16 protein-coding genes are annotated in these 18,166 nt (G+C 57.1%); 11 read left to right on the top strand and 5 right to left on the bottom strand.

The annotated features are described in order from the left end of the window. Positions 1 to 86 precede the first annotated feature (86 nt). Positions 87 to 347: a cold-shock protein gene (locus ACHEXK_RS07150; RefSeq protein WP_416548678.1), complete on the bottom strand. Its 261-nt coding sequence runs from the start codon at positions 345 to 347 to the stop codon at positions 87 to 89. Positions 348 to 509: 162 nt separating this feature from the next. Here ACHEXK_RS07150 and clpS point away from each other — a divergent pair, with 162 nt between their 5' ends. Both clpS and clpA read left to right on the top strand, forming a co-directional pair. Further along, positions 510 to 869: an ATP-dependent Clp protease adapter ClpS gene (gene clpS / locus ACHEXK_RS07145; protein ID WP_416548677.1), complete on the top strand. Its 360-nt coding sequence runs from the start codon at positions 510 to 512 to the stop codon at positions 867 to 869. A 58-nt stretch (positions 870 to 927) separates the two neighbouring features. Next, a complete protein-coding gene (gene clpA / locus ACHEXK_RS07140) occupies positions 928 to 3,267 on the top strand; it encodes an ATP-dependent Clp protease ATP-binding subunit ClpA (protein ID WP_416548676.1) in 2,340 nt (779 codons plus the stop codon). Positions 3,268 to 3,346: 79 nt separating this feature from the next. Here the strand turns inward: clpA and ACHEXK_RS07135 are convergent, their stop codons facing one another. Beyond that, entirely contained in the window at positions 3,347 to 4,321 is a 975-nt protein-coding gene (locus ACHEXK_RS07135) for an NADPH:quinone oxidoreductase family protein (protein WP_416548675.1), read from the bottom strand. 167 nt (positions 4,322 to 4,488) lie between these two features. Between ACHEXK_RS07135 and surE the strand changes: the two genes are divergently transcribed. The 4 genes from surE to rlmD are packed head-to-tail and all read left to right on the top strand — an operon-like array spanning position 4,489 to position 8,454. Next, positions 4,489 to 5,265: a 5'/3'-nucleotidase SurE gene (gene surE, locus ACHEXK_RS07130; protein ID WP_416548674.1), complete on the top strand. Its 777-nt coding sequence runs from the start codon at positions 4,489 to 4,491 to the stop codon at positions 5,263 to 5,265. Continuing rightward, positions 5,262 to 6,095, top strand: a complete 834-nt coding sequence (locus tag ACHEXK_RS07125; RefSeq protein WP_416548673.1) for a protein-L-isoaspartate(D-aspartate) O-methyltransferase — start codon at positions 5,262 to 5,264, stop codon at positions 6,093 to 6,095. The genes surE and ACHEXK_RS07125 overlap by 4 nt, the downstream gene beginning before the upstream one ends. Positions 6,096 to 6,110: 15 nt before the next feature. Continuing rightward, the gene (locus ACHEXK_RS07120) at positions 6,111 to 6,959 is read left to right on the top strand and encodes a peptidoglycan DD-metalloendopeptidase family protein (protein WP_416548672.1); all 849 of its coding nucleotides are present in this window, start codon (positions 6,111 to 6,113) and stop codon (positions 6,957 to 6,959) included. 58 nt (positions 6,960 to 7,017) lie between these two features. Then, positions 7,018 to 8,454, top strand: coding sequence for a 23S rRNA (uracil(1939)-C(5))-methyltransferase RlmD (rlmD, locus tag ACHEXK_RS07115; RefSeq protein WP_416548671.1), 1,437 nt, complete (start codon positions 7,018 to 7,020; stop codon positions 8,452 to 8,454). 94 nt (positions 8,455 to 8,548) lie between these two features. Here the strand turns inward: rlmD and ACHEXK_RS07110 are convergent, their stop codons facing one another. Then, positions 8,549 to 9,241, bottom strand: coding sequence for a Bax inhibitor-1/YccA family protein (locus tag ACHEXK_RS07110; RefSeq protein WP_416548670.1), 693 nt, complete (start codon positions 9,239 to 9,241; stop codon positions 8,549 to 8,551). Between the two features lie 188 nt (positions 9,242 to 9,429). On the opposite strand from ACHEXK_RS07110, the gene ACHEXK_RS07105 reads away from it, so the two are divergent. After that, on the top strand, positions 9,430 to 9,837 hold the full coding sequence (locus ACHEXK_RS07105; RefSeq protein ID WP_416548669.1) for a GlcG/HbpS family heme-binding protein: 408 nt from the start codon (positions 9,430 to 9,432) through the stop codon (positions 9,835 to 9,837). 86 nt (positions 9,838 to 9,923) lie between these two features. Here ACHEXK_RS07105 and ilvD read toward each other — a convergent pair whose 3' ends face one another. Then, positions 9,924 to 11,627 (bottom strand): dihydroxy-acid dehydratase, encoded by a 1,704-nt coding sequence (ilvD, locus tag ACHEXK_RS07100; RefSeq protein WP_416548668.1) that lies wholly within the window; start codon positions 11,625 to 11,627, stop codon positions 9,924 to 9,926. A gap of 103 nt (positions 11,628 to 11,730) precedes the next feature. Between ilvD and lgt the strand changes: the two genes are divergently transcribed. The 3 genes from lgt to ACHEXK_RS07085 all read left to right on the top strand — a co-directional run bounded on the left by lgt (position 11,731) and on the right by ACHEXK_RS07085 (position 15,214). Then, positions 11,731 to 12,543: a prolipoprotein diacylglyceryl transferase gene (lgt, locus tag ACHEXK_RS07095; protein ID WP_416548667.1), complete on the top strand. Its 813-nt coding sequence runs from the start codon at positions 11,731 to 11,733 to the stop codon at positions 12,541 to 12,543. Between the two features lie 68 nt (positions 12,544 to 12,611). After that, complete coding sequence (locus ACHEXK_RS07090) at positions 12,612 to 13,607, top strand: Bug family tripartite tricarboxylate transporter substrate binding protein (protein WP_416548666.1); 996 nt, start codon at positions 12,612 to 12,614, stop codon at positions 13,605 to 13,607. A gap of 62 nt (positions 13,608 to 13,669) precedes the next feature. Further along, complete coding sequence (locus tag ACHEXK_RS07085) at positions 13,670 to 15,214, top strand: malonate--CoA ligase (RefSeq protein ID WP_416548665.1); 1,545 nt, start codon at positions 13,670 to 13,672, stop codon at positions 15,212 to 15,214. A gap of 36 nt (positions 15,215 to 15,250) precedes the next feature. Here the strand turns inward: ACHEXK_RS07085 and ACHEXK_RS07080 are convergent, their stop codons facing one another. Then, positions 15,251 to 15,694, bottom strand: a complete 444-nt coding sequence (locus ACHEXK_RS07080; protein WP_416548664.1) for a universal stress protein — start codon at positions 15,692 to 15,694, stop codon at positions 15,251 to 15,253. Positions 15,695 to 15,797: 103 nt separating this feature from the next. On the opposite strand from ACHEXK_RS07080, the gene ACHEXK_RS07075 reads away from it, so the two are divergent. Continuing rightward, entirely contained in the window at positions 15,798 to 18,152 is a 2,355-nt protein-coding gene (locus ACHEXK_RS07075; protein WP_416548663.1) for a heavy metal translocating P-type ATPase, read from the top strand. Positions 18,153 to 18,166 lie beyond the last annotated feature (14 nt).

Genomic DNA, 18,166 nt, shown 5'->3' with positions numbered 1-18,166 from the left:
CCCAGTGCAGGGGCGAAAAAATTTGACGGTACATGGCTGAATCCATCCAGCATGCCAACATTGGCAAAGGTGAGAGGATAAAGCAGTCAGGGCCCGTTTTTCGGGACGGCCGAGGCGGGTGTGTCTGCGCAGGTGGAGGGATCGTTGACGGGCTTGATGTTCATCGCCATCGCACCTTTGGCCCCGTCTACCAGATCGAACACAACCCGCGCACCTTCTTTCAGGGATTTGAAACCCTCTGACTGGATGGCAGAAAAGTGCGCAAAGGCGTCTGGGCCGCCCCCGTCGGGCTGGATGAAGCCAAAACCCTTGGCATCGTTGAACCATTTGACCGTACCACTGGGCATACGAGGTCTCCATCTTTGTACTTGTCAATTCAGTTTGATGGATGACTGTCATTTTTGTCAATGTGCGGTTTACCCGAGGGGGCGTGGATTTTTGGCCATCAGACGCCAAGACTTTTCAAGCGGCTTCGGCAAAGGGCATGAAAGCATCGATAGAATGAAATCATGGCAACGAAGAAACCCACCCCACCCACGCTGCCGACAGAAACACCGCATACGCCCGATGGTGGCGCGACGGTGGTTTTGGAGCGACGTGCCCAAAAAATTGAACCGCCTCAGATGTATCAGGTGGCGATGCTGAATGACGACTACACCCCCATGGAGTTCGTGGTGATGGTGATCCAAGAGTTCTTCAGCAAGGACCGCGAGGCGGCCACCCAAATCATGCTCAAGATCCATTTGGATGGCAAAGGCATCTGCGGCGTTTATTCCCGCGATGTGGCCGCCACCAAGGTGGACCAAGTGCTCGATGCGGCCAAACAAGCAGGTCATCCACTGCAATGTGTCAGCGAACCTGTTCAATAGTGGGCACAGCTGCCCCGAACCATTTGAATCTCTCTCAGCAAGGCAAAAAGGAAATCACATGATTGCCCAGGAATTGGAAGTCAGTTTGCACATGGCCTTTGTTGAAGCACGTCAGCAACGCCACGAATTCATCACCGTCGAGCATTTGTTATTGGCATTGCTGGACAACCCCAGCGCTGCTGAAGTGCTCCGCGCGTGCGCAGCCAATATCGATGATTTGCGCAAAGCACTGGGCAACTTCATCAAGGACAACACGCCACAGGTGGCGGGCACCGAAGAAGTTGACACGCAACCCACTTTGGGCTTTCAACGTGTGATCCAGCGGGCCATCATGCACGTGCAGTCCACGGGCAGCGGCAAAAAAGAGGTGACCGGCGCCAACGTGCTGGTGGCCATCTTTGGTGAAAAAGACTCGCACGCCGTGTACTACCTTCATCAACAAGGCATCACCCGCTTGGACGTCGTCAATTTCATTGCCCACGGCATCCGCAAAAGCGACCCTCCCGAAGCGCCCAAATCGTCTGAAAATCCCGCCAGCACGGACAGCGAAGAGGGGGGCCAAGGTGGGGAGCGCAATGAAAAAGCCTCACCACTGGAGCAGTACACCAACAACCTGAACCAAGCGGCCAAAGAAGGCAAGATTGACCCTCTGATTGGGCGCGAGTACGAGGTTGAACGCACGATCCAGATCCTTTGCCGCCGACGCAAGAACAACCCGCTGCTGGTGGGCGAGGCCGGTGTGGGCAAGACAGCGATTGCCGAGGGTCTGGCTTGGCGCATCACCCAAGGCACCGTGCCTGAGATTTTGGCCGAAGCCACCGTTTATTCGCTGGATATGGGTTCATTGCTCGCCGGAACCAAGTACCGGGGCGATTTCGAGCAACGCCTCAAAGGCGTGCTCAAGTCGCTCAAAGACAAACCCAACGGCATCCTTTTCATTGACGAAATCCACACCCTGATCGGTGCAGGTGCGGCCTCTGGCGGTACCTTGGATGCTTCCAATTTGCTCAAGCCGGCCTTGTCCAGTGGCCAGCTCAAGTGCATTGGCGCGACCACCTTCACCGAGTACCGCGGCATTTTCGAAAAAGACGCGGCCCTCTCCCGTCGTTTCCAAAAAGTGGACGTGGTGGAACCCACGGTGTCCGAAACGGTGGATATTCTCAAAGGTCTCAAAAGCCGTTTTGAAGACCACCACAGCGTCAAGTACACCATTGCGGCATTGCAGGCCGCTGCTGAGCTGTCTGCCAAGTTCATCAACGACCGACAGTTGCCGGACAAGGCGATTGACGTGATCGATGAGGCCGGTGCAGCCCAGCGCATTTTGGTGGCTTCCAAGCGCAAGAAGACCATTGGAAAAACCGAGATCGAGGACATCGTGGCCAAGATCGCTCGCATTCCGCCGGCCAATGTCTCCAATGACGATCGCAGCAAGCTTCAGACCATTGAACGCGATTTGAAATCTGTGGTGTTTGGTCAAGACAAAGCCCTTGAAGTCTTGGCCTCAGCGGTCAAGATGGCTCGCTCGGGTCTGGGCAAGATCGACAAGCCCATTGGCTCTTTCCTGTTTTCAGGTCCAACCGGTGTGGGCAAGACCGAAGCGGCCAAGCAGTTGGCTTACATCTTGGGCATTGAGCTGATCCGGTTTGACATGTCGGAGTACATGGAGCGGCATGCGGTCAGCCGTCTGATCGGAGCGCCACCGGGCTATGTGGGCTTTGATCAGGGCGGTCTTTTGACCGAAGCTGTGACCAAGAAGCCGCATTGCGTGCTTTTGCTCGATGAAATTGAAAAAGCCCATCCGGACATCTTCAACGTGCTGCTGCAGGTCATGGACCACGGCACCTTGACCGACAACAATGGGCGCAAGGCCGATTTCCGCAACGTGATCATCATCATGACCACCAACGCGGGCGCCGAGACCATGAACAAGGCGACCATCGGCTTCACCAATCCCCGACAAGCCGGCGACGAAATGGGCGACATCAAGCGCCTGTTCACCCCTGAGTTCCGTAACCGTCTGGACGCGATGGTCAGCTTCAAGCCGCTCGATGAACAAATCATCTTGCGTGTCGTGGACAAATTTTTGTTGCAGCTCGAAACCCAGCTGGGCGAGAAGAAAGTGGAAGTCACCTTCACCGATGCGCTGCGCAAGTTCTTGGGAAAGAAGGGCTTCGATCCGCTCATGGGCGCTCGGCCCATGCAGCGCCTCATTCAGGACACAATTCGAAAGGCCTTGGCCGACGAATTGCTGTTTGGCCGCTTGACCGACGGTGGACGCCTCACGGTGGACATCGACGACAAGGACGAGGTTTTGCTCGACATCACGCCTACCGCCAAGAAGGAGAGTCGCGCGTCGCGCTCGGAACCTGCTGAGCCGGAAGAAGCCACAGCCAACTGAAGCTGGGTTTTGAAGCCAAAAAAAGGAGGCCTGAACCGCCTCCTTTTTTGTGTCTCAAATGGCCTCGGTTCGATGCGCTTCAATTCACCATGACCAGCTTGCCTTTGATGCTGCGTGATCCCATCAGGGAGTAAGCCGCTTTCAATTCGTTCATGCTCAAGGTGCGGTCAATCACGGGTTTGATCTTGCCTTGGCCATACCATTGGGCCAACTCACCCATCATCGCAGCATTGGCTTGAGGTTCGCGTTTGGCAAAGTCGCCCCAGAAAACACCCACCAATGAAGCGCCCTTGAGCAAAGGCAAATTCAAGGGCAGGGCAGGGATCGGACCCCCAGCAAAACCCACCACCAGGTAGCGACCCCGCCAAGCGATGGACCGGAATGCCGGTTCCGCCAAATCCCCCCCCACAGGGTCATAAATCACGTCGGGACCCTTGCCCTGTGTCATCGCTTTGAGGGCCTCGCGCAGATTTTCGCGGCTGTAGTTGATTGTGGCGTCAGCGCCCAAAGCACTGCATAAAGCACATTTTTCGTCAGTGGATGCCGCCGCGATCACCTTCGCGCCCATGGCCTTGGCGATCTGAATGGCCGCAGTTCCCACACCACCCGCCGCCCCCAAAACCAGCACGGTCTCGCCGGCTTTCAAGGCCGCTCGGTCTACCAACGCATGGTGCGAAGTGGCATAGGTCATGATGAATGCCGCACCGTCTACGGCCGAAAACCCCTGGGGCAGCGGCATACAGAGTTGGGCCGGTGCCAAAGTGTGGGTCCCAAACCCTCCTGTTCCCGACAGACAAGCCACTGTTTGCCCGACTTTCAGGTGCTTGACGCCTTCTCCCACCGCTTGGACTACACCCGCATACTCAGAGCCTGGCACAAAGGGCAGATCGGGTTTCATTTGGTATTTGTTTTGGACAATCAAAAGATCTGGGAAATTCAAACTCGCGGCCTGAATTTGGATCAATACTTGCCCAGGACCGGGTGCAGGGGTGGGAAGCTCTTTCCAGCTCAGGGCGTCAACGCCGATCGGGTTCTCGCAAAGCCATGCGTGCATGCATCTTCTCCTTGTTGATTGCTGCGTCTGTTGGGCTGCATCTTAGGCAAGCGATCGGCCCGGTGCATGTCTCACGAGCGACCAGTCGAGCGCCACCACCCGAGTCTTGGCGGATCGACACAGGTGACAGTGCGCACCCTACAATCAACACCCAGACAGGACCCCGTATGAAAATTCTCATCTCCAACGACGATGGCTTCCGTGCCGAGGGCATTGTGGCGCTTCACGCCGCATTGCAAAGCATGTCAGACGTCGAGGTGGAAGTCGTTGCACCCGAGCACAACAACAGTGCCAAGTCCAATGCCTTGACTCTGCACACGCCCCTGTATGTTCAGCGCGCCGAAAATGGTTTTCGATATGTCAATGGCACGCCTGCAGATTGCGTCCACATCGCATTGACGGGGCTGCTGGGATACCGTCCCGACTTGGTCATTTCTGGCATCAACAATGGCGCCAATATGGGAGACGACACCCTTTATTCGGGCACCGTGGGCGCGGCCATGGAAGGGTATCTGTTTGGTATTCCGGCGATCGCTGTTTCTCAAATGGAGAAAGGCTGGAGCCACTTGGACTCGGCAGCCGTCAAGATCAAAGAGCTGGTCCAGCAAATGCGTTCAGGAATTGGGGCGGGGGGCCAGCCGTGGTTGTTGAATGTGAACATCCCGAATTTGCCATTGGCCCAGATCAAAGTGCCCAAATTGTGTCGCTTGGGTCGACGTCATGCCGCTGAACCCGTCATCACCCAAGTGGATCCCCGAGGTCAAACCATGTACTGGATTGGCAATGCAGGGGCTGCCATGGACGACAGTGAGGGCACAGATTTCCATGCCGCTGGGCTTGGGCATGTGGTGGTCACCCCCCTCAAAGTGGACTTGACCGATCACGCGCATTTGGATCAGTGGGCCCAAACTTTTGCCCGAATGAACCCGCCAAGCTCCCCATGACCCAACGCCCCGGTTTCCCAGTCAAATTGACGACTTCCGGCCCAAAGCGATCTGTCGGCCCCATCCCTGCCGGCCTGACCGGTCGCCCTGCGCCTAGCGTGGCGCCGAGCCTGAATCCCAGCCAGGCTGCAGCCATGGCGGCGAATGCCACCGTTCCTCGTTCCGACACCAGCGTGACCGGTTTGGGGCTCGATTCGGTGGCTGTGCGAGCCCGGATGGTGCGTAAATTGGCCGAACAAGGCGTTCAGGATGTACGCGTTTTGGCCGCCATGGGGCAAGTTGAACGCCACCGATTCGTAGAAAGTGCCCTGGTCAATCAAGCTTATGAAGACACCAGTTTGCCGATCGGTCTGGGCCAGACGATTTCCAAGCCCAATGTGGTGGCTCGCATGCTGGAGCTCTTGTGCCAAGGCACACCAGGTAAATTGGGTCGCATTCTGGAAATTGGCACAGGCTGTGGTTACCAAGCAGCCGTTCTCAGCCATCTGGCCACAGAGGTTTACAGCATTGAACGATTGCGCGGTTTGCACGAAAAAGCCCGGACCAATGTGCGCCCCTTCAAGCTGCACAATGTCCATCTGATTTTTGGCGATGGCATGATCGGCTACCCCAAGGGGGCGCCCTACGCCGGCATCATTTCGGCTGCCGGTGGGGATGCTGTACCAGAGGCCTGGCTGGAACAATTGTCGGTAGGTGGACGCCTGATCGCGCCGACCACCACCGCTGCAGGCCATCAGGCATTGGTGGTGATTTTGAAAACGACGCAAGGCTTTGAGCAGCAAGTGCTCGAAGCCGTTCATTTTGTCCCTCTAAAATCGGGCGTCGTCTGAACCCCTGAAAAATCAATGAGCTCTTTGATTCACTTTCGTCCTTTGATTTTGACGGCACTGTCTGTGGCGCTGCTGAGTGCCTGTACGTCATCTGTTCGAGCCCCGGCGCCTGTGGAAGACCGCAGTGCCACAGGCCGTCCCACACCCCCGGTCAAAAGTGCGTCTGCGCCCCCTTTGGTGGAGTCGCCCAAACCCGTGCCCGGCAGTGAAAATGCAGGCAAAGCAGGTTATTACACGGTTCAGCGCGGGGACACTTTGACGCGCATTGGACTGGACCACGGTCAGGGTTGGCGTGATTTGGCCCGTTGGAACCAGCTGAGCAACCCCGATGTGATTGAAGTGGGTCAGGTGCTGCGCGTGTCTCCACCCGACAGCGCGGTCGAGTCGCAGGGCGTGGTTGTTCGCCCTGTTGCCCCGACAAATGCAGCACCGAGCGCTGCATCCGCGCCCAAAGCAGAGTCCGCCCCGGCCGTCAACCAGCCCCCGGTCAATGACGAAGGCCTGGGCTTCATTTGGCCCGCGAATGGTTCGCTGATTGCCGGGTTTGACGAAGTCAAAAACAAGGGCTTGGACATTGCGGGCAAAGCTGGCGATGCCATTTGGGCTGCCGCCGATGGCCAAGTCGTGTACGCAGGTGCAGGTCTTCGGGGTTATGGCAACTTGATCATCCTCAAGCACAACAACACTTTCTTAACGGCTTACGCGCACAACCAAATCTTGTTGGTCAAAGAAGACCAAAAGGTAAGAAAAGGCCAGAAAATTGCCGAGATGGGCAAATCCGATGCTGACCGCGTCAAACTTCATTTTGAGGTGCGCCGTCAGGGCAAACCGGTCGATCCGGCCAAATTTTTGCCCGCCCGTTGATGCACTGTTTGTGCAGCGGACCTGCTGTCAGAGCCTCACATCCTGAGACAATCGGGGTATGAGCGATCTCGACATTTCCCTATCCCAAACCCACGCCGACGAACCCAGCCACTCCAGCGCCGATCTGCCCGAAGGTTGGCTGCGTGTTGGCTCCTTGGACATGGATGCCCAAGGTATTGCCCGACGCGTTGACGGCAAAGTGGTGTTCATTGAAGGCGCCTTGCCCTTCGAGCTGGTGTCGGTCAACGTGCACCGCAAAAAGAACAACTGGGAGCAGGGCACTGTGACCCAAATCCACCACGAGTCCTCCCAACGCGTGCGGCCAGGGTGCCCCAATTTTGGTTTGCATGCCGGCGCTTGTGGAGGCTGCAAGATGCAGCATCTTGAGGCGTCGGCCCAGGTGGCCATCAAGCAAAGGGTGCTCGAAGACAACCTCTGGCACTTGGGCAAGGTCAAGCCAGAAACCTTGCTTCGCCCCATCGAGGGTCCTTCGTGGGGCTACCGCTACCGCGCACGACTGTCCGTGCGCTATGTGATCAAAAAAGGTCAAGTGCTGATTGGCTTTCATGAGCGTAAAAGCCGTTACATCGCCGACATGAAGGTGTGTCCGGTACTGCCCCCCCATGTCAGCCGCATGTTGCTGCCTTTGCGCGCCATGATTGGCCAGATGGAGTCCCGCGAAACACTGCCCCAGCTCGAGTTGGCCTGCGGCGACGATGTCACGGCCTTGGTTTTGCGCCACATGGCGCCATTGAGCGAAAACGATAAAGCTTTGCTTCGAACGTTTGCTGCTGAGCACCAGGTGCAATGGTGGTTGCAACCCAAAGGCCCGGACACGGTTCATTTGCTTGACGAGGGTGGCATCCAACTGAGTTACGGCTTGCCCGACTTTGGCATCACCATGCCCTTCAGGCCCACCGACTTCACTCAGGTGAACCCTTTCATCAACAGAGTGTTGGTGGCCCGAGCATTGCGCCTGTTGCAAGCGCAAAAGGGTGACCGGGTGATCGACTGGTTTTGCGGCTTGGGCAACTTCACTTTGCCGCTGGCCACCCAAGCGGGCGAGGTCTTGGGCATTGAGGGTGCGGAAAGTCTGGTGGCGCGTTCACGCGACAACTACGCAGGCAATCAGGCCGTAAGGCCCGCAGATCAGGCTTTGGCCCCGACACGCTTTGAAGCGCGTAACCTGTTTGAGATGACGCCCGAGATGTTGGTGGCCGATGGCACTGCCGATAAATGGCTGGTCGATCCCCCTCGTGAAGGCGCTTTTGCCCTCAGCAAGTCCTTGGCCGAGTTGCATGAAAACCAAGCGCTGCGCCAAGGCTGGACACCCCCTCAGCGCATTGTCTATGTCAGCTGCAACCCTGCCACCTTGGCCCGAGATGCGGGTCTTTTGGTTCACCGGGCCGGTTACCGCTGTGTGGCAGCAGGGGTCATCAATATGTTTGCACACACAGCGCATGTGGAAAGTATGGCGGTCTTCGAACTGGCTTGATCGAGTGGCTGAGTGCGCTCATTCACCATGTCCTGATGATCCGATCAAAAAAGGCTCCCGAGGGAGCCTTTTTCGATCAGGGTGAAGAATCGATTCAGTCGCGTTCGCCACCCATGATGCCCAGCAAGGCCAGCAAACTTTGGAACACGTTGAAGATGTCCAAGTACAAGGCCAAAGTGGCACTGATGTAATTCGTCTCTCCACCATCGATGATTTGCTTGAGGTCGTACAGCATGTAGGCACTGAAGATGCCAATGGCCATGACCGAAATCACCATCATGCCGACTGTAGAGCCGACAAACACGTTGATGATGCCGCCGATCATGATGGCCAATGCGCCCACCATGAGCCACTTGGACATGCCCGACAAGTCCCGCTTGATGGTGCTGGCCAAACTGGCCATCACGAAAAATACACCCGCTGTGCCCGCGAAGGCGGTCATGATCAGTTCAGAACCGTTCTTGAAGCCCAGCACCATGGCAATCATGCGAGACAGCATCAATCCCATGAAGAAGGTGAAGGCCAGCAGCACGGGTACGCCTGCGGCGGAGTTTTTCGTTTTTTCGATGGCGAACATGAAGCCGAAAGCACCGGCCATGAACACGATCAGCCCAACACCCCCTGAGAGCGATCGGGTGATGCCGGTGGCCACACCCAACCAAGCGCCCAAAACGGTCGGCAACAAGCTCAAAGCCAGCAGCCAATAAGTGTTGCGCAGAACCCGGTTGCGCGCGGCTGTATCCACTTGGCCCCAGCCCGTGGAATTGAGAGTTTGAAAGTCGCTCATGTAAATCTCCTGTCATGCCTGGTCAAAGGTGAAGTCATTGTAGGGTGCGCCTCTTTGCTTGCAAGGTCGTGCAGGCATTTCCGTGTGGCGATGGGGTTATCCGGGTGCATCTCTTTTGCTTTGAAGTGAACAATCCCCGGATGGCGCCCGTGTATGCTCTTATTTTTATTTTCCGACGGAGCCTTTTCATGAAAACCCTATCCACCCTTGAGCTGTCCGATGTCAAAGCCATTGCAGCCGCTGCCGAGGCTGAAGCCCTCAAAAACAACTGGGCCGTGAGCATTGCCATCGTGGATGCGGGGGGTCACTTGTTACACTTTGCCCGTTTGGATGGTGCTGCGCCCGTCTCTTCGCACATTGCGCCAGCCAAAGCCCACACCGCTGCTTTGGGCTGCCGTGAATCCAAGGTCTATGAAGACGTGATCAATGGGGGGCGCATGTCATTTTTGTCGGCGCCCGCCATTCAAGGCATGCTCGAAGGCGGTGTGCCGATCATGAAAGAGGGCTTCTGCCTGGGCGCTGTGGGTGTGAGCGGTGTCAAATCGACCGAAGATGCACAAATCGCCAAAGCCGGTATCGCTGCGTTGGGGCTGTAAGGCTGCTTGATTGGCCTTGCGGCCGATCAGCCACAAAAAAAGCCGCTGAACAGCGGCTTTTTTGTGGGCGATGCCGATCGATCAGATCAGTACAAGTCGAGTACCGCACCTTTGCTGGCGCTCGAAGCGTTGAAGGCAAATTTGGCTTGCACACCGCGCGTGTACCGCGGCGCTGGAGCGGTCCATCCTTCGCGACGCTTGGCCAGTTCTGCTTCGGGTACGTTCAGTTCCAGAACCAGTTTGTGGGCATCGATGGTGATGCTGTCGCCTTCGTGTACAAAGGCGATTGTTCCGCCTGCCGCCGCTTCGGGCGCGACGTGACCCACCACCATGCCCCAAGTGCCGCCGGAGAAACGGCCATCGGTGATGAGACCCACGCTTTCACCCAGGCCTGCGCCGATCAATGCGCCTGTGGGCGCCAGCATCTCGGGCATGCCGGGGCCGCCTTTGGGGCCGAGGTAACGCAAAACCATCACGTCGCCGGCCTGGATCTTGCCCGCCAAAATGGCTTGCAGGGCCGATTGCTCATCATCGAACACACGGGCTGGGCCAGTGATGACGGGGTTTTTCAGGCCGGTGATCTTGGCCACTGCCCCCTCAGGTGACAGGTTGCCCTTGAGGATGGCCAGGTGGCCTTCCGCGTACATGGGTTGGTCGATGGGGCGGATCACATCTTGGTCGGCCCGAGGCACGTCGGGCACGTCCTTCAAGTTTTCGGCAATGGTCTTGCCCGTGATGGTCATGCAATCGCCGTGCAACAAGCCGGCAGCCAACAACGTTTTCATCACTTGGGGAATGCCACCCGCTTGGTGCAGGTCAACCGCCAAATACTTGCCGCTGGGTTTGAGGTCGCAAATCACAGGAATTTTCTTGCGCATGCGCTCGAAATCGTCAATGGTCCAGTCCACGCCAGCGGTGTGGGCAATGGCCAAAAAGTGCAGCACGGCGTTGGTCGAGCCACCTGTGGCCATGATCACGGCCACCGCATTTTCAATGGCCTCTTTGGTCACGATGTCGCGAGGCTTGAGGTCGTTCTTGATGGCTTCAATCAACACCTTGGCCGACTCCTTGGCCGAATTTTGCTTTTCGTCGTGCGGGTTGGCCATGGTCGACGAGTAGGGCAGGGACATGCCCAGCGCCTCAAAAGCCGAAGACATGGTGTTGGCGGTGTACATGCCGCCGCAAGAACCTGTGCCGGGAATGGCGCGTTTTTCGATTTCTTTCAGGTCAAAGTCGCTCAATTTGCCCGCAGCGTTTTCGCCCACGGCTTCGAAGACGCTGACGATGTTGAGGTCTTTGCCTTGGTAGCGGCCGGGCAAAATGGTGCCGCCATAGACATAGATGGCGGGCACATTGGCACGCAGCATGCCCATCATGCCACCCGGCATGTTTTTGTCGCAGCCACCGACCACCAGCACACCGTCCATCCATTGGCCTTGCACACAGGTCTCGATGCAGTCCGAGATCACTTCGCGGCTGACGAGCGAGAATTTCATGCCTTCTGTGCCCATGGCCATGCCGTCCGAGATGGTTGGGGTGCCAAACACCTGGGCATTGCCGCCGGCCTCCTCAATGCCTTGGATGGCCGCGTCGGCCAGCTTTTGCAGGCCACTGTTGCAAGGCGTGATGGTGCTGTGACCGTTGGCCACGCCCACCATGGGTTTGACGAAATCACCCTCTTCATAGCCCATGGCGTAGTACATCGACCGGTTTGGCGCGCGTGATTTGCCCTGGGTGATGTTGGCGCTGCGGCGGTTGATGGGGGTGATCGGGATGATTTTGTCGCTCATGGTGGTGTCTCTGTAAAAGCCCAAAAGAAGATCGCCACATTCTAACGGGCGAGGGCCTGTCGCTCCTGTCCGTGGAGCCACATGACCGGTGCACAATCCGGGGATGCTGATTCATCCTCAAATTGACCCTGTGGCCTTGCAATTGGGCCCTTTGGCCATCCATTGGTATGGCCTGACCTATTTGGCCGCCTTTGGCCTGTTTTACTGGCTTGGCACCAGGCGACTGGGCCATTTGCCCTTTAAAAATCTGTCGGTTTGGCAAAACCGCGATGTGGAGGACATCCTATTTTTGGGGGTGCTCGGCGTGATTTTGGGGGGGCGCGTGGGGTATTGCTTGTTTTACAAACCCTTGTATTACCTGACAAACCCTTTGGAGATTTTGGCCATTTGGCAAGGGGGCATGAGTTTTCATGGTGGTTTGCTGGGCGTGATCGTGGCCATGGTTTGGTTTGCCCGAACACGTCAACGCCCGTTTTTGCAGGTCATGGACTTTGTGGCGCCGTGTGTCCCCACCGGACTTGCGGCTGGACGAGTTGGTAATTTTTTGAATGGCGAACTTTGGGGTCGCGTGGCGGACCCTTCCTTGCCTTGGGGCATGGTGTTCCGGGGGGCCGGCGATTTACCGCGCCACCCCTCCCAGCTCTATCAGATCGCATTGGAAGGTGTGCTGCTCTTTGTTGTGTTGTGGTGGTTTGCACGCAAGAACCGGCCTGCAGGCCAAGTCTCTGGGGCGTTTTTGCTGGGCTATGGATTTTTTCGGTTTGTGGCCGAATTTTTCCGTGAACCTGACGCGCACCTGGGGCTGTTGAGTCTGGGCATGAGCATGGGCCAGTGGCTGTGTGTGCCGATGGTGCTGGTGGGTCTTGCTTTGATGCTGTGGCGGCCTCAACAGCCTGTTGAAGAAGTGAGGCCATAGGGGGCTTTCGACGGCACCTGGCCCGGTTCGCCTTATCATGCAAAAAACTTCAAACGAGGAGACTTGCAATGACTCATCTGATCCCTTCAGCCCAGCGTCGTGATTTTTTAAAGTTCATGGCTGCTGCATCAGGCACTTTGCCCTTTGTGGTTCAAGCACAAAGCAATTGGCCGAGCAAACCCGTGACCATGGTGGTGCCCTTTCCTGCTGGGGGGGGCACGGATGCTTTTGCCCGCCCGCTCTCGGCCCAATTTGCCAAACTGACCGGCAAGCAACTCATCATTGACAACCGTGGCGGTGCTGGCGGTACTTTGGGTGCTGGTATTGCCGCCAAATCTGCCCCCGACGGGTACAACTATTTCATGGGCGCTGTGCACCACACGATCGCGCCCAGCATGTACCCCAAGCTCGATTACGACTTGGAACGCGATTTGGTGCCTTTGATTTTGGTGGCCAACGTCCCTCAAGTTTTGGTGGTGAACCCTAAAAAAGTGACGGCCGCTGATTTCAAGTCTTTTTTGGATGTCGTCAAGAAAAACCCAGGCCGTTTGAACTACGGTTCCGCCGGCGGCGGGACTTCGCACCATTTGGCGGGCGAATTGTTCAAGCTCCAAACGCAAACTTTCATCACGCACATTCCCTACCGCGGTGCCGGACCCGCTTTGCAGGATTTGATTGCCGGCAACGTGGACATGATGTTCGATGGTTTGGGTTCTTCCGCCGCCCACATCAAAGGAGGGCGCATCAAAGCCTTGATGGTATCGGGTGCGAAACGCAATGCGGCTTTCCCTGATGTTCCTTGCTCCGCAGAGTTGGGTTTGCCCGATTACACGGTGTCGACATGGTACGGCGTGTGGGCCCCCAAAGGCACGCCGGCCGATGCGCAAGCCCGTGCCATTGAAGAAATCCGCCGCGCCTGTTTGACCGATGAGGCCAAGGCTGTGTGGGCCAACCAAGGTGCCGAATTTCCCAACCTCACCAGCAACCAGTTTGAGGCATTCATCAAAAAAGAGCTGACCAAGTGGTCGCAAGTGGTGAAAGCTTCTGGTGCCAAACTTGACTGACATGTCTTGCGGATTATTCTGGGGCCTGCTTGCAGGCCCTTTTTCACGACCCCATTGAAAACATGAAAAACCAGAACTTGTTCTCCGCTTTGCAGGCTGCATTTCCAGCCGATGTGTCGGACACAGCGATCGAAACCGACAGTGGCCTTCGTTACAGTTGGCGTGACCTTGACCGGGCCACGGCGATGATGGCCAATTTGCTGGAATCGCTGGCACTGCCGCCAGGCAGCCGCATCGCCGTGCAGGTTGAAAAGTCGGTCGAAGCCTTGATGCTGTACCTGGCGACTTTGCGTGCCGGCCATGTGTTTTTGCCATTGAACACGGCCTACCAAAGTGCTGAAATGGCGTATTTCATAGGCAATGCAGAACCGGCGCTCGTGGTTTGCAGTGGTGCCAATTTTGGCTGGGTCAGCCAAATCGCCTTCAAGGCGGGCACGCAACACGTGTTCACCTTGAACGATGACCGCACGGGCAGTTGGCTGGACAGGGCCGTCCACCACAGTGATCAACACTCGCCGGTTTCTCGCCAAGCCGACGATTTGGCCGCCATTTTGTACACCAGTGGCACCACGGGTCGCAGCAAAGGTGCCATGCTCACGCATGGCAATCTGCTCAGCAATGCCCTCACTCTCAAGGACTATTGGGGTTGGAAAAAAGGGGATGTGCTCATTCATGCCTTGCCCATTTTTCATGTGCACGGTCTTTTTGTGGCCATCCATGGTGCGCTGATCAATGGCAGCCAGATGATCTGGATGGCCAAGTTTGATCCCCAGCGCGCCATTGCTTACATGTCCCAAGCCACGGTTTTCATGGGGGTGCCCACCTTGTACGTCCGCATGTTGTCCGAACCCACGCTGAACAAGGCGGCAGTTCACAACATGCGTTTGTTCATTGCTGGCTCGGCCCCTTTGTTGATCGAGACCTTCACCGACTGGCACCAGCGCACTGGTCACACCATCTTGGAGCGTTACGGCATGAGCGAGACCGCCATGTTGACCTCTAACCCGTATGGTCCAGATCCGCGCTATGCCTTGCAGGCTGAGCGTCGCGGTGGCACGGTCGGTTTCCCTTTGCCTGGGGTGTCGCTTCGCGTTGTGGGTGAAGCCGGGCAACGTTTGCCCATCGGCGAAATCGGCGGGATTGAGGTCCAAGGCCCCAATGTGTTCAAAGGCTATTGGCGCATGCCCGAAAAAACGGCCGAAGAATTCACCAACGACGGCTATTTCAAAACTGGGGACGTTGGCCAACTGGATGAGCGCGGTTATGTGACCATTGTTGGCCGCAGCAAAGACTTGATCATCAGTGGCGGTTACAACGTTTACCCGGCTGAAATTGAGGCTTGTATCAATGAGATGCCGGGTGTCGCCGAAAGTGCTGTTGTGGGGGTGCCGCACCCGGACTTTGGGGAGGTGGGGGTGGCTGTGGTGATTGCCAAGCCCAGCGCACGCATTCAAGCTGAAACGGTGCTGGCTGAACTCAAGGCCAAATTGGCCAACTTCAAAATTCCCAAACGTTGTTTTGTGGTCGATGAATTGCCACGCAACACCATGGGCAAGGTTCAAAAAAACCTGCTGCGTGAGCAGTACAAAACATTGTTCACACCTTGACAGGTCCGGCCAAGTGTCTGCTTAGCCAGAATCCTTTTAACGCAATACCAAAACGGGTATGTGTGAGTGGGTGAGGACTTGCTGTGTTTCACTGCCCAAAAGAAGGCGTTTGATGCCTTTTCGGCCATGCGATGCCATCACGATCAATTCGGCTTTGTGCTTTTTGGCGGTGGCAATGATGGCATCGGACACGGCATCTGATTTCACGGTCACGGCTTTACAAGCCACCGACTTGGCTTTGGCCAGTTTTTCAATCGAGGCCAATTGCGCTTGGGCCGACTCGCTCCATTGTTTCTCAATTCGCCCAATTTCGTCGGCCGACAAGGGGATGCTGCCCTCAAAATAGGCGCTGGGATAGCGCGGCACCACTTTGAGTGCGATGAGCTCCGCACCACAAGTCGCTGCCAGTTGCAGGGCTGACGTCACCGCCTTTTTGGAGAGGTTCGAGCCGTCGGTGGCCACAAGAATACGTGCATACATGGTCTGCTCCAGAAGTTGTCAGCATGCAGGATAAAAGTGCCGGACCTTGGAGCACTTGATGCACATCAAGGATTGGGTCAGTTAGATGGCGTATGGTTCAGACATGACCCAAGTCAAGGATTTGACCCTACCACCTTTGTCAGAGCACAGCGATGCGCAAGATCAGCGTACCCGCCTGCTGGACGAGCCCTCAGAATGGGCCACCTTCAGCTCGCCAGAGAAGACCGAAGCAGGCTGCTGGCGCTCGAGTGTGGTGTTCGAAGGCATGCACTGCGCTGCTTGCGCCATCACACTCGAAGATGCCCTCTTGGCCGTTCCCGGTGTCAAGTCGGTGCAAATCAGTGGTGCCAGTCATCGGGGGCAAATCGTTTGGTCACCGGAACAAACGCGTCCTTCGGAATGGATGCGCTCGGTCGAGCGACACGGCTACAAAACTGTGCCCGCCAATGATGCGCACGCGCATCAACATCGTCGCGAAGAGGCTCGGCGCATGGTCTGGCGCTTGGCTGTAGCGGCCATGTGCATGATGCAAGTGATGATGTACGCAACGCCCACGTATTTGTCGGCAGCAGGCGACATCTCCGACGAATCCTTGTATTTGTTGCGTTGGGCCTCTTGGGTCCTGTCATTGCCCGTCTTGTTTTTTTCCTGCACCCCTTTTTTACGCAGCGCTGTGCGGGATTTGCGTGCGCGTCAAATCAGCATGGACTTCCCGGTGGCCTTGGGCATGTTGGTCACCTTTGGGGTCAGCACGCTGGGGACTTTTGAGCCCGATGGCCCTTTTGGTGCGGAAGTTTTTTTTGATTCCTTCACCATGTTCGTGTTCTTTTTGCTGATGGGTCGCTGGCTGGAGCAGCGCATGCGCGATCGCACAGCCGGCGCCTTGGAAGCCGTTTTGAACCGATTGCCGGACAGTGTTCGCAAACGGGAAGCCGATGGCCGTTGGCTGCTCATGTCGATTCGGAAACTTCAGGTGGGCGATGTGATCGAGGTGTTGCCTGGGCAAGCCTTTGCGGGTGATGGACTGGTCTTGTCGGGGCAAACCCAGGTCGATGAGGCTTTGCTGACCGGCGAATCGATTCCTTTGCGCCGCGGGGTGGGCGATCGGGTGATTGCGGGCAGTCACAACCTGAGCGGCACTTTGGAAGTGCGGATTGAACAGGTGGGGGCCTCGACGCGCTATGCGCAGATCGTGGCTTTGATGGAAAGTGCGTCCAGCTCCAAACCGACCACAGCCTTGCTGGTAGACCGCTGGGCGAAACCATTTTTGGTGGTTGTGTTGGCGGCAGCTTTGGCCGCGGCCGTCTATTGGTGGCCCACCGATCCTGCGCACGCGGTCATGGTGGCTGTGGCCGTTCTGATTGTGACCTGTCCCTGTGCCTTGTCACTGGCGACCCCTGCGGCCATGCTGGCCAGTGCCGGGGCTTTGGCGCGCGGCGGCGTGCTGGTGCGCAGACTCGGCGCTTTGCAACATTTGGCCAACATTGACACCTTGATTTTCGACAAAACAGGCACCTTGACCCGCGATTCTTTTCAAGTGCGGCAGACCCACACCCGATCTGGCGTGAGCGCGTCGCAGGCTTTGGCTTGGGCCGGCCTTTTGGCGCGTCATTCTTTGCATCCCGTGTCGCGTTCCCTGTGGGCTGAGGCCAGAAGGCAAGCCGAATTGGGAGGGCAATTGGACGCGCTCGAGGGCGCTGTGGTGCAAGATGTGACCGAGTTGGCCGGGCAGGGTGTTCGGGGTCAATGGCACAGGACCCAGTCCACGGCCTTGGACTTGCGTTTGGGGTCGGCTCTTTTTTGCGACGCCCCTGTCTTGAGCGGGCCTCACTTGCAGGTCAGTCTCGCCGATGGAGCGGGTTGGCTGGCCACTTTTGAATTGGCCGAAGAGGTCCGACCTGAAGCTGCACCGCTTGTGAAGCGCCTTTTGGACATGGGCTTCAAGCTCCAGGTCTTGTCGGGTGATGGCCAGGCGGCGGTGTCGCAAGTGGCCGAAACCGTTGGCATTGAACATGCCCAAGGCGGCTGCAGCCCGCAGCAGAAGTTGCAGGCGATGCAAGCCTTGCAGGCCCAAGGCCATCGAGTGGCCATGGTGGGTGACGGTCTGAACGATGGCCCGGTGCTGGCGGGTGCCAATGTCTCCTTTGCATTGGGTCAAGCGGTCCCTTTGGCCCAATCCAAGTCCGACTTTGTGTTGATGGGGGGGCACTTGGATGCGCTGCTGGAGACCGTGATTCGCAGTCGCAACACCATGCAGGTGGTCAAACAGAATCTGGTGTGGGCGGCACTTTACAACGCAGCTTGTGTGCCATTGGCGCTCCTGGGGTGGTTGCCCGCTTGGGCGGCGGGTCTGGGCATGGCGTTGAGCTCGGTCCTGGTGGTGCTCAATGCTTTGCGCTTGTCCAAGAGGCTGCCTCAGGCGCTTGGATGGCTCAGGACACCGTCCGCGTTGGTTTGAAAAAGCCGGAGAAA

Origin of the sequence: Limnohabitans sp. DCL3 (assembly GCF_048019295.1) — a bacterium.
Lineage (GTDB): Bacteria > Pseudomonadota > Gammaproteobacteria > Burkholderiales > Burkholderiaceae_C > Limnohabitans_A.
Note: the sequence above shows the minus strand (reverse complement) of the source record. Positions and strands in the feature narration are given on the sequence as shown.

Coding starts and splice junctions, on each gene's coding strand:
- ACHEXK_RS07150 (WP_416548678.1), bottom strand. CDS start 347: ATGCCCAGTGGTACGGTCAAATGGTTCAACGATGCCAAGGGTTTTGGC.
- clpS (WP_416548677.1), top strand. CDS start 510: ATGGCAACGAAGAAACCCACCCCACCCACGCTGCCGACAGAAACACCG.
- clpA (WP_416548676.1), top strand. CDS start 928: ATGATTGCCCAGGAATTGGAAGTCAGTTTGCACATGGCCTTTGTTGAA.
- ACHEXK_RS07135 (WP_416548675.1), bottom strand. CDS start 4,321: ATGCACGCATGGCTTTGCGAGAACCCGATCGGCGTTGACGCCCTGAGC.
- surE (WP_416548674.1), top strand. CDS start 4,489: ATGAAAATTCTCATCTCCAACGACGATGGCTTCCGTGCCGAGGGCATT.
- ACHEXK_RS07125 (WP_416548673.1), top strand. CDS start 5,262: ATGACCCAACGCCCCGGTTTCCCAGTCAAATTGACGACTTCCGGCCCA.
- ACHEXK_RS07120 (WP_416548672.1), top strand. CDS start 6,111: ATGAGCTCTTTGATTCACTTTCGTCCTTTGATTTTGACGGCACTGTCT.
- rlmD (WP_416548671.1), top strand. CDS start 7,018: ATGAGCGATCTCGACATTTCCCTATCCCAAACCCACGCCGACGAACCC.
- ACHEXK_RS07110 (WP_416548670.1), bottom strand. CDS start 9,241: ATGAGCGACTTTCAAACTCTCAATTCCACGGGCTGGGGCCAAGTGGAT.
- ACHEXK_RS07105 (WP_416548669.1), top strand. CDS start 9,430: ATGAAAACCCTATCCACCCTTGAGCTGTCCGATGTCAAAGCCATTGCA.
- ilvD (WP_416548668.1), bottom strand. CDS start 11,627: ATGAGCGACAAAATCATCCCGATCACCCCCATCAACCGCCGCAGCGCC.
- lgt (WP_416548667.1), top strand. CDS start 11,731: ATGCTGATTCATCCTCAAATTGACCCTGTGGCCTTGCAATTGGGCCCT.
- ACHEXK_RS07090 (WP_416548666.1), top strand. CDS start 12,612: ATGACTCATCTGATCCCTTCAGCCCAGCGTCGTGATTTTTTAAAGTTC.
- ACHEXK_RS07085 (WP_416548665.1), top strand. CDS start 13,670: ATGAAAAACCAGAACTTGTTCTCCGCTTTGCAGGCTGCATTTCCAGCC.
- ACHEXK_RS07080 (WP_416548664.1), bottom strand. CDS start 15,694: ATGTATGCACGTATTCTTGTGGCCACCGACGGCTCGAACCTCTCCAAA.
- ACHEXK_RS07075 (WP_416548663.1), top strand. CDS start 15,798: ATGACCCAAGTCAAGGATTTGACCCTACCACCTTTGTCAGAGCACAGC.